The sequence below is a fragment of the Alcaligenes sp. SORT26 genome (assembly GCF_017377875.1).
GTDB lineage: Bacteria > Pseudomonadota > Gammaproteobacteria > Burkholderiales > Burkholderiaceae_B > Alcaligenes > Alcaligenes parafaecalis.
Genome location: NZ_CP070975.1, coordinates 1,542,948 through 1,555,538, shown reverse-complemented (window position 1 = coordinate 1,555,538; position 12,591 = coordinate 1,542,948). Strand labels below are relative to the sequence as shown.

Sequence of the window (12,591 nt, the reverse complement as noted above, 5' to 3'; positions counted from 1 at the left end):
TGATTTTCTATAGTGAGCGATCGTGAGTAACTCTGCTAGTTCCGAGCTTGGAATTGTCCGTCAGGATTCCTACCTGACTTTGCACTATCGTATAGAGCTGGCCAGTGGCCCGGCGGCAGGCTCTGTGTTTGCGGATACCTTTACGGGCCGTCCTGCGACCTTGCAAATGGGTAATGGTCAGTGGGCCCCTGGCATGGAAGAGCAATTGCTGGGTCACCGTGAAGACGAGCGCTTTCAGCTCGACATCACCCCGGAGGATGCCTACGGCGCCCGTAACCCTGACCTCTTGCAGCGCATCACTCGCGAAATGCTGGCGTCCAATGCTGCTGAAGGTGTGGAATTCGTACCCGGTGATATGGTGGAGTTTGCCGCCCCGAATGGCAGCCGTTACTCGGGCGTGCTCAAGGAAATTGACGACAAGACTGCCTTGTTTGATTTCAACCACCCCTTGGCGGGTGTGGCCTTGCGCCTGGATGTTCATATTTTGGGGATTCTGTAATGAGCCAAGTTACTCCTGTTCAGAACGCTGAGGTTGTTCTGGCCCAGCCCCGTGGATTCTGTGCTGGGGTTGATCGCGCGATTGATATTGTCGAGCGTGCCTTGGAATTGCATGGCGCACCGATTTATGTGCGTCACGAGATCGTTCATAACCGTTACGTGGTCGAAGACCTGCGCAACAAGGGGGCGATCTTCATTAAAGAGCTGGACGAAGCCCCCTCGGGTGCCATTGTGATTTTCTCGGCGCATGGCGTGTCGCGTCAGGTGCGTGATGATGCCGCACAGCGTGGTTTGCAAGTGTTCGATGCAACCTGCCCGCTGGTCACCAAAGTGCATATTGAAGTCTCGCGTATGCGTGCCGAAGGCCGGGAAATCATCATGATCGGTCACGTGGGGCATCCTGAAGTCGAGGGCACCCTGGGGCAGGCCGATGGCGGCATGTACCTGGTGGAAACGCCGGAAGATGTGGCTCGGCTGACTGTTGTAGACCCGGACAAGCTGGCTTTTGTGACGCAAACCACGTTGTCCGTGGATGATGCCGCCGTGGTGGCCCAGGCCTTGCGCGAGCGCTTTCCCAATATCGTGGAACCCAAGAAAAGCGATATCTGTTACGCCACACAGAACCGGCAGGATGCGGTCAAGATCATGGCACCTCAGTGCGATCTGGTCCTGGTGGTGGGCAGTACCAACAGCTCCAACTCCAATCGCTTGCGCGAAGTAGCCGAACGCAAGGGGGCGGAAGCCTATTTGCTGGATAAGCCGGAAATGATTGATCCGGCCTGGCTGGTGGGTAAAAAGCGTGTTGGCGTGACGGCAGGTGCTTCGGCACCGGAAGTTCTGGTCAATCAGGTGATTCAACGCTTGCAGGAACTGGGTGTGGGTCGTGTGCGAGCCCTGGATGGTGTGGAAGAAAACATTGCCTTCCCGCTGCCCCGAGAGCTGTCGCGCAAAATTGAAAGCCTGAACAAATAAAAAAACGATTTTTGCAGGGTGGACAGGAGACAAGATGATTCTGTATAGCTACTTTCGCAGTTCCGCCGCTTACCGGGTGCGGATTGGTTTGAACCTCAAGGGTCTGGACTATCAGATCAAACCCGTCCATCTGCTGAAAGACGGCGGCCAGCAGCATCAGCCAGAGTATGTACAGGTCAATCCCGTGCAATTGCTTCCCGCTCTGGATGATGATGGTTTGATAATCACCCAGTCCCTGGCCATTCTGGAGTATCTGGACGAACGCTATCCCGAGCTGCCTTTGTTGCCCAAAGCCTCGGCTGAACGTGCCTGGGCACGCTCCATGGCGCAAACCGTGGCGTGTGATATTCATCCTTTGAATAATCTGCGTGTCTTGCAGTATTTGAAGAACGAATTGCATGCTGAGGAAGACGCCCGCAACCAGTGGTATCGCCACTGGGTCAAGGTGGGGCTGGAAGGCTTGGAAGCGTTGGTGCAGCGTCATGGCAAGAGAGATCAGCATTTTATCTTTGGTGATACGCCCGGTATTGCCGAGATCTGCCTGATTCCCCAGATGTTCAATGCGCGTCGCTTCGAGATCGACCTGACGGCTTTTCCTCGCCTGTTGGCGGTGGAAGAAAAATGTCTGGAACTCTCCGCGTTTCAAGAAGCTGCTCCCGACCGCCAGCCTGATGCGGCCTGACGCCCAGCGTGAGGGCGGCCCGAAGCGGGGCTAGCCGGAATCCACCCGCCTGACAGGCGGGTTTTTCTTGCCTCATCGCCGTTAAAGCGGCGGCCTGGAGGCGTAAAGGACAAAACATGAAGATTGGTTTTTGTGGCTTGGGTCGTATGGGTCAACCGATGGTGCGTCGCTTGTTGGGGGCGGGTCATCAGGTCAGTATCTGGAATCGCTCCAAAGACAAGGCGCTTGCCTTATTAGAAGCAGGAGCAAGCTGGTGTGATACTCCAGCGCAAATGGCCCAGCAATGTGAAGCCGTATTCCTGTGCGTGTTCGATGCTCAGGCGGTGCACGATACTGTTTTGGGCGAGCAAGGTCTGGCCAGTGTGCCGGGAGCCTTGCGTATTGTGGTGGACCATTCTTCGATCCCGCCGCAGGCGACTCGCGATATGGCGGCGCAACTGCAACAACGGTGTGGAGCTCATTGGCTGGATGCGCCGGTATCTGGTGGGGTAGGTGGAGCCGAGCAGGGTACTCTGGCCATCATGGTCGGTGGGCAGGCGGCGCAGTTGGATCAGGTCCGCCCGGTACTGGCAGCGTATTCGCAACGCGTCACCTTGATGGGCGCGGTAGGGGCTGGCCAAGTAACAAAGTTATGCAACCAGACGATTGTAGCGACGACCTTGACCGCGATTGCCGAGGCGCTGAGCTTGGCCAATGACAATGGTGTGGATGCGTCCAAAATCAATGAAGCTCTGGGTGGCGGCTGGGCCGATTCGGTTCTGCTGCAATTGTTCGTGCCCCGCATGACCGTGCAAGACAATCAAGTCAAGGCGTCGGTAGACACGATGTTGAAGGATTTGAACACCGTGGCCGAGCTGGCCAGTGTCAGCCACACCAGTATGCCGGTGGCCCATGCCGCGCAGCAAACCTATCGTGCGGCCCATCGTCTGGGCCTGGGCGAAGAAGATGTCGCTCGCATTACGCATGTGAATAGTTACAATTACGGGGAATAAACTACCATCAGTCAAACTTAGTTTCGGTATTATGTCGGCTATTTGAAGTTGGGACTGTAGGTCTACAAAAGGGAAGTCATGAAGAAAAGTACAGGGCTAGTCACACTGGTTGTCGTGTTAGCGGCCGTATATGGTGGTTCAACCTGGTACACCGGCAAGAAAACAGAAGCGCTGGTGTCCGGTAAAGTGGCCGAGTTCAATACCTTGGCCGCAGAACAATTGCAGCAAATGGGAATGAACGAGTCGGTCGTCATGAACGTGGTTGACTACCAACGTGGCGTATTTTCCTCTACCGCTCGCTACACCATCACCGTTAAACCGGCTGACGCTCAAGAGAAACCTCTGGAGTTGACCTTCGAGGACAAGATCAGCCACGGTCCACTGCCCATGTCGGCATTGGCACTGGGTAACTTCACCCCCGTTGCCGCTTTGTCGCACAGCACCCTGGTCAAGACCAAGGACACGGAAGGCTGGTTCAAGCTGACCGGCGACAAGACCCCTCTGTGGGCTGACAGCCTGGTGGGTTTTGACGGTGCCGTCGATTCCAATATGCATTTTGAAGCCATCAAGCACCAGGGCGACGAAATCAAGGTGGATTTCAGCGGTGGTCAGTTGCGCACCAAAGCCGGTGGCAAGAGCAAAGATATTGTTGTGACAGGCAGCTTCCCCAAGTTGTTTGTGGATGACATCAGCGCAGATCCCTTGAAGCTGGAAGCCGACAACTTTATGGTGGACTTCAAGCAAAATGGTGACATCAATGTGAACGGCACCCAAGTGGGCAAGCTGAGCGTTGATAACATCAAGATGCAAACCGCTGAAACCGATGGCATTACCTTCAAGCAGATTGCACTGAACTCTGACGCTGTCACCAAAGATTCCATCAGCGATACCAAGATCAGCTACCAATTGTCCGATCTGGTGTTTGAAGACAAGATCAAGCTGGGTTCGGCTGAGCTGGTCATGAGCTTTGACCGTGTGTCTGCTCCTGCCATTTCTGCTCTGTCCAAGCTGGTTTCTGATTCCAATCTGCAAAACGATCTGGATTCCGTAGACTCGGCCACCGCCGATAAAATGATGGAACTGGTTCTGCAAGCACTGGAGAACAAGCCTGTTCTGCGCGTTGAGCCACTGCGTTGGTACACCGCGGCTGGTGAGTCCAAAGCGACCTTGCGCATGGATTTCCAGAAGCCTAACGCCAGCCTTCAAGAGCTGAAAGAAAGCCCAGAGTTGTGGGTGGAAGCGATTCCTGCCGCTCAACTGGATGTGTTGATTTCCAAGCCCATGCTGCGTGACCTGGCTACCGAAATGGACAAGGCTGAAGGTATGTCGGCTGAGGAAGGCAATGCCGCCATGCTGGACATGATTCTGGATGCGGCTGTGGCTCCTTACGCTGAGTCCAAGATGCTCAAGAATGACGAAAACGGTGTGTCGACTGCCATCAAGTACGACGGCAAGGACCGCGTGTTCGACATCAACGGCCAACGCTTTACCTCCGAGCAATTGCTTGGTCTGGTCCTGATGGGCATGATGTAATTCGTCTGGGCTTTGTCCAGCGTAAAGCCCACCGAGTTCGGTGGGCTTTTTTATTATTCAAGGAGCCAGATTCCATGGCCAGCTTATCGGATCAATTGTCTCGATTGGTCTACAGCACCGAGCAAGGGCGCATGTGCCCGGATTGTGGGCAGCCGCAGAACCAATGCCGTTGCGAGGAAAATCGTCGTCAGGAAAGCTTGTCCCAGACTCAAGGGCCGGTGCGTCTGAGCTTGGAAACCAAGGGGCGCAAGGGGAAGGGGGTGACCGTTGTTGCGGGGCTGGTCATGCCGGAAGAGCAGCTCAAGGCTTTGGTCAAGGAGCTGAAAAACGCCTGTGGAGCGGGCGGGACGCTAAAAGAAGGAACGCTGGAGATTCAGGGTGATCATCGAGCCGTTGTGCAGGCACGCCTGGAACACAACGGCTTGACGGTCAAGCGGGTTGGCAGACCCTAGGCTTTAGAAGCTGTAGCCCAAGCCTACGCCACCAAAGACGCTGCTGTTTTTCTCGACCAGCGGGCTGTCTTTGGCTTCTTCACCCAGCGTGTTCACACCCAGCACGCCTTGCAGGGACCAGCTTTCGCTGAGCTTGTGGGTGTACTGGCCGTACAGCGCGTAGGAGCGCAGGCCTGCATCAGGACGGTAGCTGCGCAGTTGACCATTGCTGGCTGCCGCTTCGTGCGACTTCACACCAAAGTAAGTGCGCATGGCTTTTTCGTTGGACCATTTCAGTTCAGCGCCTAGGGAGAAGCTGCTGTCCTGATCGTTCCAGAGACGGTAGCTCAGATCCAGTACGGCGGTTGCGCCATAGCCACTTTTCAGCGCCTGATAGTAACTACCTTCGATCTTGGCATTGCCCAGTCGGTAGGCGGTGAACACGCCCAGATTACCGTGACGATCAATATCGTCGGTGCCGTACAAACGGTCAGCATCACCGGATTTACGGGCACGGGCCAGGGCGGCATAGGTGCCGATGGTCCAGTTGTCGGTCAGGTTGGTTTGCAGGCCAATGGCAGGCATGCCCGCTTTAGGGGCCAGGAAGAAGTGGCCATTGCGGTGCGAGAGCAGCGGGTAGAAACGACCATCGTAGCTGTCAGCGCCTTCATACTTGGGAGCAAAGCCCACACCCACACCAATCGTAGTTTGCTGTGCCAGTGCCTGGCTGCTTCCTAAAGCAAACAAAGCCAGTAATAAGCAGGGACGCAGAGCAGCGCGGGAGAGGGTGGGCATGACAGATTCCTTGTGATACGGGGTGGAAATAGGCCCGCTTGTCGCGGGCCCAGCTATCGTATCAAGGTTTGGGTCAGGGCAGGCAGAATCATGACCGGCCAGTATGGTCTGTTGTTCTGACCCTACACCCTATCAGGCGCGGATATAAATCCAGTTTTCGGCCTGGAGTTGCACCAGTGCCGTGATGGCGCCTTGCTCCAGTGTCTGGAAGCGTTCAGGCGCATTTAGTGACTGGTTACGCAGCGTATTGGGGCACAGATAGGTATAGCCGTCACAATCGTGCTTAGCGCCTTCTACGCAGGCTTTGACGGCCTGCGCATTGACGATGATACGGATCTGGGCATCCGGCATATCCTTGAGCAAATTGCGAGCATTGCTGCGTGCACGCTCCAGGGCATCAGGGGTGGGGGCGTGCAAGAGAACGCAGTGGCTCATGGATAGTGTTCCTGGTGAAGTTAGCGTGGGCCGAATACGCGTTCGGTAATGTCGGGCGAGGCGCCGGTCTGCATTTGAATGTGACCTTGCTCGTCCTGCCAGACCATGGCGGGCGTCGCGCGCAGATCCCAACCCATCATCAGGTCTTCATTGCGGGTCAGGTCGGCCTCGATGTTGCTGGGCACGCTGTCCAGACCTTTTACGCCTGCACTACGATCTTTCAACATGGCCAGGGAATGTTCGTTCAAGGCTTGTGTAGGATTCTTGGCAGCCAGGATTGCAGCGGATTTCAGGCTGCTGCTGGGGGCCAGAATACCCACCATGATGTGGCGCAGTTGTACCTTGCCCGACTCCACCCAGGGGCGGGCCATTTGCCAGAACTGCATGCAGTAGGGGCAGTTCGGGTCCGTAAAGACGTAGACCACGCGGGGGGCCTTGTCGTCGCCATCCTTGATCCAGCGGGATTGTTCCAGCTTGCCCAGCATGTCTTTGGCGATGGCGGGTTGAACCAGCTTGTCCAGACCGGCCGGGCGGACTTCTTCGCCCTTGGCATCGATCAGGGTGCCGACCATCATGTGTTGCCCGTCGGGCAGGCTGTAGACGGCCAAGGCACGATTGCCACTATAGGCGCCCCAGGCTTTCAAGCCACCGGGCGCATCGAACTCGCCCACAATAGACAGCCCTTGTTCTTCCAGCGCCTTCAGGGCAGCAGGGCGGTCGGCGGCTTGTGCCAGGGTGCTGGCACACAGTAAACCGGCCAGGGCAAGACGAATCGAAATAGAGGAAAGCGGCATGGTGGTTAATCCTGCAAAACAGTCGGTAAGTGTATATATCCAGAAAATATATACTAAGATCCAAACAGAATAAAAGAATGGGACTGGGCCGTGACAGGATAGTTCCCCATTCTTGTACAGGTCGGGCTGTTTCTCCGCTTGGGACTGGCCTTATGCGCGGATCTTCAGATTCGCCAGTTCCAGCAAGCGGTAGGTTTCATGCACAGGCAAACCCATCACGCCGGTATAACTGCCACTCAAGTGGCTGATAAACGCTCCGCCCAAACCTTGAATACCATAGGCACCGGCTTTGCCCATCGGTTCACCGCTGGCGCAGTATTCTGCAATTTCCTGCTCGTTCAGAGTCTTGAAGCTGACTTCGCTAATGCTGATGCTTTCAAATTCCACCCCGCCCACGCCCAAGGACAAGGCCGTCATGACTTTGTGACGGCGACCCGAGAGCTCACGCAAGATGCGTGCAGCGTCTTCAATATCCGAGGGTTTGCCAAAAATGTCTTCGCCCATGCAGACGGTTGTATCTGCACTCAAAATAGCGCGTTCCTGATCCAGGCTGCTGTTCTGGGCACGCCATTCCAGCGCACGCAGCAGCTTGTCACGGGCGGTGCGGCGTACATAGTCCAGCACGGCCTCCTGTTCCAGACGGGGCTCGTCCTCGCCGGGAGGGCTGGGGACATTCAGTACCTCGTGGCTGATTTGAATGCTGTTGAGCAGGTCGTGGCGTCGAGGGCTGGCGGAGGCCAGATAGATAGGCTGAAAAGACATAGGAAACAGGGACTGGCAAAAAGGGTTCAGGCGCGGTGATACGGATGTCCGGTCATGACGGACCAGGCACGGTAAAGCTGTTCGGCCAGAAAAATGCGGACCAAGGGGTGGGGCAAGGTCAGGGAAGACAGGCGCAGCATGCCGTGGCAGCTTTGCTTCAAGGCGGCATCCAGCCCGTCCGGGCCACCGACCAAAATTGCAATGTCCTGGCCGCTACTACGCCAGCGTTCCAGTTCCTGGGCCAGCTTGACGGTGGTCAGGTCCTTGCCGCGTTCGTCCAGGGCAATGCGCATCGCCTGGGCGGGAATCGCCGCTTCAATGCGCTTGGCTTCGGCCTGCATCATCTGGGCAGGCGTCTTGCCGCTGGTACGGGGTTCAGCCTTGATTTCGCGCAGCTCAATGGCGCAATCCTGGGGCATGCGGCGTGCGTATTCCTGCCAGCCTTGTTCCACCCAGTCGGGCATACGCTGACCTACCGCGATGACAATGAGTTTCATGAAAAAACGCTAAAAAAAGCCCCCACGCTGCGCCTTCGGCTTGCTGCCCCCCAGGGGGGCGTTTTTACCTTGGGGCGGCCCGGCGGTAAAAAAAAGGCCGCATCACAAGCGGCGGCCCGGGTGTTGCCGACAGGGCAGAGGAAGCGCTTAGTCTTCGTCTTCGTCGGCGCTGGCGAAAAAGCCTGCAGGTGGAACCTGACGCGATTGCGGCAGCAGTTCGACGTCGACGGGGCGCTCGCCCCACAGCTCTTCCAGGTTGTAGTACTGGCGGATAGCGGGCTGCATGCAATGCACCACGATATCGCCCAGATCCAGCAAGACCCATTCGCCGGTATCCTCGCCTTCATGGGCCAGGACTTCGACTTTCTGTTGGCGTGCTTTATCAAACACGTTCTGGGCCAGAGCGCGGGTTTGCCGGTTGGATGTACCACTGGCGATGACCACACGATCGAACAGGCCGGTCATGTGGGTAGTGCTAAAGACCTTGATGTCTTGAGCTTTGACGTCTTCGAGAGCATCGATGACGAGTCGTTGAAGTGTTTCTATATTCATAAAAAGAACTATACAGGGCGCGCCTGTGGGTGGGAAAGATAGAGCCGGTTTTTGTCAATGTATTGAGCGACTTTTTCCGGGACCAGGGGGGTGATGTTGTCACCGCGCTGCACTCGCTCCCGAATTTGGGTCGCCGAGATGTCCATGGGCAGAAAATCGATCTGATGTAAACGGCGCTGAAGTCGATGCAGTTCCTGTTGCAAGGCGGCAGGCGTTTCCAGGGAATTGCCTGGGCGCTGGGCAACAGCCAGTTCGACGTATTCAAGAATTTCCTGCCAGTCGTTCCAACTGCAAAAATTATGCAATTGGTCGCTGCCTAAAATCCAGTAGTACTGAGACCCGGCAGGCAAGGTGCGCACCGTGTCTATGGTGTAGGTGGGTCCCCCGCGCAGGATTTCTACTGGGTTGACCACCAGGGCAGGGTGGCTTTGGGCGGCCAGCTCTGCCATGGCGAGCCTGTCCTCGGTACTCGCACCTAGCGTATTGCGCTGCCAGGGCTGGGCCGCGGGCAATAATTGCACCTGGTCCAGCTTGAGCTGTTCAAACGCGGCCACGGCCAGCGTTACATGGGCTTTGTGGATAGGGTCGAAACTGCCACCCAGTAGCCCCACACGCTTTAAATCCATTCGCGTGGTACCAGGTATTGCGCCAAGGCGGCTTCTGGTGTGCCTGTTTCGGGCGACCAGTTATAACGCCAGTTGGCCTGAGGGGGCATGGACAACAGAATGGATTCAGTCCGCCCACCCGACTGCAGGCCAAACAGGGTGCCGCGATCAAAGACCAGATTGAACTCGACATAGCGGCCACGGCGAATAGCCTGGAAGTCCCGATGCGCCTGGGTGTACTCCTGGTCCATGTGGGCGCGCACAATCGGTGCGTACGCATCGGTAAAGGAGTTGCCTACCGAACGGGTCAGGGCAAAGCTGGCGTCGAAACCGGGTTCGTTCAAGTCGTCGTAGAAAATACCGCCAATGCCACGGGTTTCATTGCGATGCTTCAGGTAGAAGTACTCGTCGCACCAGCGCTTGTAGCGCGGGTAGTAATCTGCGCCGTGTGGCGCCAAAGCATCGTGGCAAACCTGGTGGAAATGGCGGGCATCGTCTTCGTCCAGGTAGTAAGGGGTCAAGTCCAGACCGCCACCAAACCAGAACACATCTTCCTGGTCGGCTTGCTGGGCTTGAGCCACAAACATGCGCACGTTCATGTGCGTGGTGGGTACAAAGGGATTGCGCGGATGAATCACCAGCGAAACACCCATGGCCTCCCAGGGGCGACCGGCCAGTTCAGGACGGTGAGCGCTGGCCGAAGGAGGCAGGGTGTTGCCTTTGACATGGCTGAACAGGACGGCAGCCCGCTCGAACACGGGGCCGTTCTCCAGCAGGCGGGACAGACCGCCACCGCCTTCTGGACGATCCCACTGGTCCGACTCGAAAGGCGTGCCATCCAGTTGCTCAAGTGTGTCCACGATGTGGCTTTGCAACTGACGGAAATAAGCCTGGACGGTATCAATGGGTAAAGACATGAAAAGACCTTGCTGCGACAATCAGGATTCACTGCTGGGCAGAGCGCGCCAGCCAATATCGGTGCGGAACTGCTTGCCGTCGAAGTGCGTTTGGGAAATGGCCTCGTAAGCGGCTTCCTGAGCGCGACGGATGGAGTCGGCCATGGCGGTGACACACAGTACACGACCCCCTGTGGTTACCACGGTGCCCTCTTTCATCTGAGTGCCTGCATGGAAGGTGATGCATTCGTCGGTGTCTTTCGCAAACTGCGTGATGGCATCACCGGTACGAGGTTCTTCGGGGTAGTTGGCTGCGGCCAGTACCACGCCAATCGCGGTGCGACGATCCCATTCGATGGTGGCCTCGTCCAGCTTGCCAGCCAGTGCCAGCTCGAAAGTCTCGGTCAGATCGCTTTTGATGCGCATCATGATGGGCTGGGTTTCAGGGTCGCCCATACGGCAATTGAATTCCAGCACCTTGATGGGGCGCGTGGCGTCCGGGCCGTCGTCAATCATCACGCCCGCGTACAGAAAGCCCGAGTAAGGCAAGCCTTCTTTGGCCATGCCTTGCATGGTGGGGTGAATGACTTCGCGCATGATGCGGTTGTGCAGCGTGGGGCTGACGATAGGGGCGGGGGAGTAGGCACCCATGCCACCTGTGTTCGGGCCCTGGTCGCCGTCTTTCAGGCGTTTGTGATCCTGGCTGGTTGCCATGGGCAGAACATTCTTGCCATCACACATGACGATGAAGCTGGCTTCTTCGCCGGTCAGGCATTCTTCCACGACCACGCGGGCACCGGCAGCACCAAAGCGGCCATCACCCAGAATGTCGTCAATGGCGCCCAGCGCTTCTTCCAGCGTGGTAGCCACAATTACGCCCTTGCCTGCTGCCAGACCGTCGGCCTTGACCACAATCGGCGCGCCTTGCTGACGGATGTAATCCTTGGCAGCGTCCGGATCGGTAAAGGTGGCGTAGGCCGCCGTTGGGATGTTGTGACGCACCATAAAGGCTTTGGCGTAGTCTTTGGAGCTTTCCAGTTGTGCTGCTGCCTGGGTAGGGCCAAAGATTTTCAGACCGGCCGCACGGAAGGCGTCCACAATGCCTGCGGCCAGAGGGGCTTCGGGGCCCACAATGGTGAAGGCAATTTTTTCTTGCTTCACAAAGGCAATCAGTTCCTGGATATCGGTGATAGCCAGGTTTTCAATGCGTTCAGCACGGGCTGTACCGCCATTGCCAGGGGCAACATAAACAGTTTGCACCCGTGCAGATTGGGCCAGGCGCCATGCCAAGGCGTGTTCACGGCCGCCGCTGCCGACAACAAGTAGCTTCATAGTGATGAGTCGGGCAGGGCCCGCAAAGAGGAGTTTTCAGAAACAGGTTATTCGGCTTCGTCCATGACGGCGGTGGTGTAGACCTCTTGGACATCGTCCAGGCCTTCCAGTGCGTCCAGAAGTTTTTGCATTTTGACGGCATCGTCGCCGCTCAATTCGGTCTCGTTCAGGGCTTTCATGACCACGCCTTCCACTTCAGGGGTCAATCCGGCCGCCTGGAACGCCGCTTGTACAGCGGGGTAATCGCTGGGTGTGCACAAGACTTCGATCAGGCCTTCTTCATCGGTGACGATATCGTCAGCACCGGCTTCCAGGCCCACTTCCATAATCGTGTCTTCCGAGGTGCCCGGAGCGAACAGGAACTGCCCACAGTGGCGGAATTGAAACACCACCGAGCCGTCCAGACCCAGATTGCCGCCATTTTTTGTAAAGGCATGTCGTACATCCGAGACTGTGCGCTGACGGTTATCAGTCATGCAGTCCACGATCACGGCTGCTCCGTTCACGCCATAGCCTTCATAGCGAATCTCTTCGTAGTTGGCATCGTCGGTACCGCCTGCACCGCGCTGGATGGCACGGGTAATGTTGTCTTTGGGCATATTGGCAGCGGTTGCCTTGTCCCAGGCCATGCGCAAACGTGGGTTGGACTCGGGGTCAGGGCCTCCGGCACGTGCGGCCACGGTGACCTCACGAATGATCTTGGTCCAAAGTTTGCCCCGTTTTGCGTCTTGACGACCTTTACGGTGCTGAATATTCGCCCATTTACTATGTCCGGCCATAAAGTATTACCAATTCAGTAGACTACGTTCAAAGAA

The 12,591-nt window shown here is 56.8% G+C and carries 16 protein-coding genes; 6 read left to right on the top strand and 10 right to left on the bottom strand.

Annotated features, from left to right (window positions below):
- Positions 1–22: 22 nt before the first annotated feature.
- From JYG33_RS07250 to JYG33_RS07225, 6 genes are all read left to right on the top strand, one after another.
- Positions 23–499 carry an FKBP-type peptidyl-prolyl cis-trans isomerase gene (locus tag JYG33_RS07250; RefSeq protein ID WP_243430294.1) on the top strand — a complete coding sequence of 159 codons (477 nt, stop codon included), beginning with the start codon at positions 23–25 and terminating at the stop codon, positions 497–499.
- Positions 499–1,470, top strand: coding sequence for a 4-hydroxy-3-methylbut-2-enyl diphosphate reductase (gene ispH / locus JYG33_RS07245; protein ID WP_207875315.1), 972 nt, complete (start codon positions 499–501; stop codon positions 1,468–1,470). Before JYG33_RS07250 ends, ispH begins: the two co-directional genes overlap by 1 nt.
- Positions 1,471–1,504: 34 nt before the next feature.
- Positions 1,505–2,152 carry a maleylacetoacetate isomerase gene (gene maiA / locus JYG33_RS07240; RefSeq protein ID WP_207875314.1) on the top strand — a complete coding sequence of 216 codons (648 nt, stop codon included), beginning with the start codon at positions 1,505–1,507 and terminating at the stop codon, positions 2,150–2,152.
- Positions 2,153–2,268: 116 nt separating this feature from the next.
- A complete protein-coding gene (locus tag JYG33_RS07235) occupies positions 2,269–3,144 on the top strand; it encodes an NAD(P)-dependent oxidoreductase (protein ID WP_207875313.1) in 876 nt (291 codons plus the stop codon).
- A 78-nt stretch (positions 3,145–3,222) separates the two neighbouring features.
- Positions 3,223–4,677 (top strand): YdgA family protein, encoded by a 1,455-nt coding sequence (locus JYG33_RS07230; RefSeq protein ID WP_207875312.1) that lies wholly within the window; start codon positions 3,223–3,225, stop codon positions 4,675–4,677.
- Positions 4,678–4,751: 74 nt separating this feature from the next.
- Positions 4,752–5,129 (top strand): translation initiation factor, encoded by a 378-nt coding sequence (locus JYG33_RS07225; RefSeq protein WP_207875311.1) that lies wholly within the window; start codon positions 4,752–4,754, stop codon positions 5,127–5,129.
- Between the two features lie 3 nt (positions 5,130–5,132).
- Here JYG33_RS07225 and JYG33_RS07220 read toward each other — a convergent pair whose 3' ends face one another.
- The 10 genes from JYG33_RS07220 to JYG33_RS07175 form a co-directional block, all read right to left on the bottom strand.
- Positions 5,133–5,903 (bottom strand): MipA/OmpV family protein, encoded by a 771-nt coding sequence (locus JYG33_RS07220; protein ID WP_207875310.1) that lies wholly within the window; start codon positions 5,901–5,903, stop codon positions 5,133–5,135.
- Positions 5,904–6,035: 132 nt separating this feature from the next.
- Positions 6,036–6,338: a hypothetical protein gene (locus JYG33_RS07215; RefSeq protein WP_207875309.1), complete on the bottom strand. Its 303-nt coding sequence runs from the start codon at positions 6,336–6,338 to the stop codon at positions 6,036–6,038.
- A 20-nt stretch (positions 6,339–6,358) separates the two neighbouring features.
- The gene (gene dsbG / locus JYG33_RS07210) at positions 6,359–7,132 is read right to left on the bottom strand and encodes a thiol:disulfide interchange protein DsbG (protein WP_207875308.1); all 774 of its coding nucleotides are present in this window, start codon (positions 7,130–7,132) and stop codon (positions 6,359–6,361) included.
- 150 nt (positions 7,133–7,282) lie between these two features.
- The gene (locus JYG33_RS07205; protein WP_207875307.1) at positions 7,283–7,894 is read right to left on the bottom strand and encodes a Maf family protein; all 612 of its coding nucleotides are present in this window, start codon (positions 7,892–7,894) and stop codon (positions 7,283–7,285) included.
- Between the two features lie 26 nt (positions 7,895–7,920).
- Positions 7,921–8,391: a 23S rRNA (pseudouridine(1915)-N(3))-methyltransferase RlmH gene (gene rlmH, locus JYG33_RS07200; RefSeq protein ID WP_009456141.1), complete on the bottom strand. Its 471-nt coding sequence runs from the start codon at positions 8,389–8,391 to the stop codon at positions 7,921–7,923.
- A 147-nt stretch (positions 8,392–8,538) separates the two neighbouring features.
- Entirely contained in the window at positions 8,539–8,943 is a 405-nt protein-coding gene (rsfS, locus tag JYG33_RS07195; RefSeq protein WP_207875306.1) for a ribosome silencing factor, read from the bottom strand.
- Between the two features lie 8 nt (positions 8,944–8,951).
- Positions 8,952–9,569 (bottom strand): nicotinate (nicotinamide) nucleotide adenylyltransferase, encoded by a 618-nt coding sequence (gene nadD / locus JYG33_RS07190; RefSeq protein ID WP_207875305.1) that lies wholly within the window; start codon positions 9,567–9,569, stop codon positions 8,952–8,954.
- Positions 9,560–10,465, bottom strand: coding sequence for an oxygen-dependent coproporphyrinogen oxidase (gene hemF / locus JYG33_RS07185; RefSeq protein ID WP_207875304.1), 906 nt, complete (start codon positions 10,463–10,465; stop codon positions 9,560–9,562). Before hemF ends, nadD begins: the two co-directional genes overlap by 10 nt.
- 21 nt (positions 10,466–10,486) lie before the next feature.
- Positions 10,487–11,776 carry a phosphoribosylamine--glycine ligase gene (purD, locus tag JYG33_RS07180; protein ID WP_207875303.1) on the bottom strand — a complete coding sequence of 430 codons (1,290 nt, stop codon included), beginning with the start codon at positions 11,774–11,776 and terminating at the stop codon, positions 10,487–10,489.
- A 47-nt stretch (positions 11,777–11,823) separates the two neighbouring features.
- The gene (locus JYG33_RS07175; RefSeq protein ID WP_207875302.1) at positions 11,824–12,555 is read right to left on the bottom strand and encodes a YebC/PmpR family DNA-binding transcriptional regulator; all 732 of its coding nucleotides are present in this window, start codon (positions 12,553–12,555) and stop codon (positions 11,824–11,826) included.
- Positions 12,556–12,591 lie beyond the last annotated feature (36 nt).

What these genes read in the sequence shown, in the direction of transcription:
- ispH (WP_207875315.1), top strand. Translation starts at nt 499, where the DNA reads ATGAGCCAAGTTACTCCTGTTCAGAACGCTGAGGTTGTTCTGGCCCAG.
- maiA (WP_207875314.1), top strand. Translation starts at nt 1,505, where the DNA reads ATGATTCTGTATAGCTACTTTCGCAGTTCCGCCGCTTACCGGGTGCGG.
- JYG33_RS07235 (WP_207875313.1), top strand. Translation starts at nt 2,269, where the DNA reads ATGAAGATTGGTTTTTGTGGCTTGGGTCGTATGGGTCAACCGATGGTG.
- JYG33_RS07230 (WP_207875312.1), top strand. Translation starts at nt 3,223, where the DNA reads ATGAAGAAAAGTACAGGGCTAGTCACACTGGTTGTCGTGTTAGCGGCC.
- JYG33_RS07225 (WP_207875311.1), top strand. Translation starts at nt 4,752, where the DNA reads ATGGCCAGCTTATCGGATCAATTGTCTCGATTGGTCTACAGCACCGAG.
- JYG33_RS07220 (WP_207875310.1), bottom strand. Translation starts at nt 5,903, where the DNA reads ATGCCCACCCTCTCCCGCGCTGCTCTGCGTCCCTGCTTATTACTGGCT.
- JYG33_RS07215 (WP_207875309.1), bottom strand. Translation starts at nt 6,338, where the DNA reads ATGAGCCACTGCGTTCTCTTGCACGCCCCCACCCCTGATGCCCTGGAG.
- dsbG (WP_207875308.1), bottom strand. Translation starts at nt 7,132, where the DNA reads ATGCCGCTTTCCTCTATTTCGATTCGTCTTGCCCTGGCCGGTTTACTG.
- JYG33_RS07205 (WP_207875307.1), bottom strand. Translation starts at nt 7,894, where the DNA reads ATGTCTTTTCAGCCTATCTATCTGGCCTCCGCCAGCCCTCGACGCCAC.
- rlmH (WP_009456141.1), bottom strand. Translation starts at nt 8,391, where the DNA reads ATGAAACTCATTGTCATCGCGGTAGGTCAGCGTATGCCCGACTGGGTG.
- rsfS (WP_207875306.1), bottom strand. Translation starts at nt 8,943, where the DNA reads ATGAATATAGAAACACTTCAACGACTCGTCATCGATGCTCTCGAAGAC.
- nadD (WP_207875305.1), bottom strand. Translation starts at nt 9,569, where the DNA reads ATGGATTTAAAGCGTGTGGGGCTACTGGGTGGCAGTTTCGACCCTATC.
- hemF (WP_207875304.1), bottom strand. Translation starts at nt 10,465, where the DNA reads ATGTCTTTACCCATTGATACCGTCCAGGCTTATTTCCGTCAGTTGCAA.
- purD (WP_207875303.1), bottom strand. Translation starts at nt 11,776, where the DNA reads ATGAAGCTACTTGTTGTCGGCAGCGGCGGCCGTGAACACGCCTTGGCA.
- JYG33_RS07175 (WP_207875302.1), bottom strand. Translation starts at nt 12,555, where the DNA reads ATGGCCGGACATAGTAAATGGGCGAATATTCAGCACCGTAAAGGTCGT.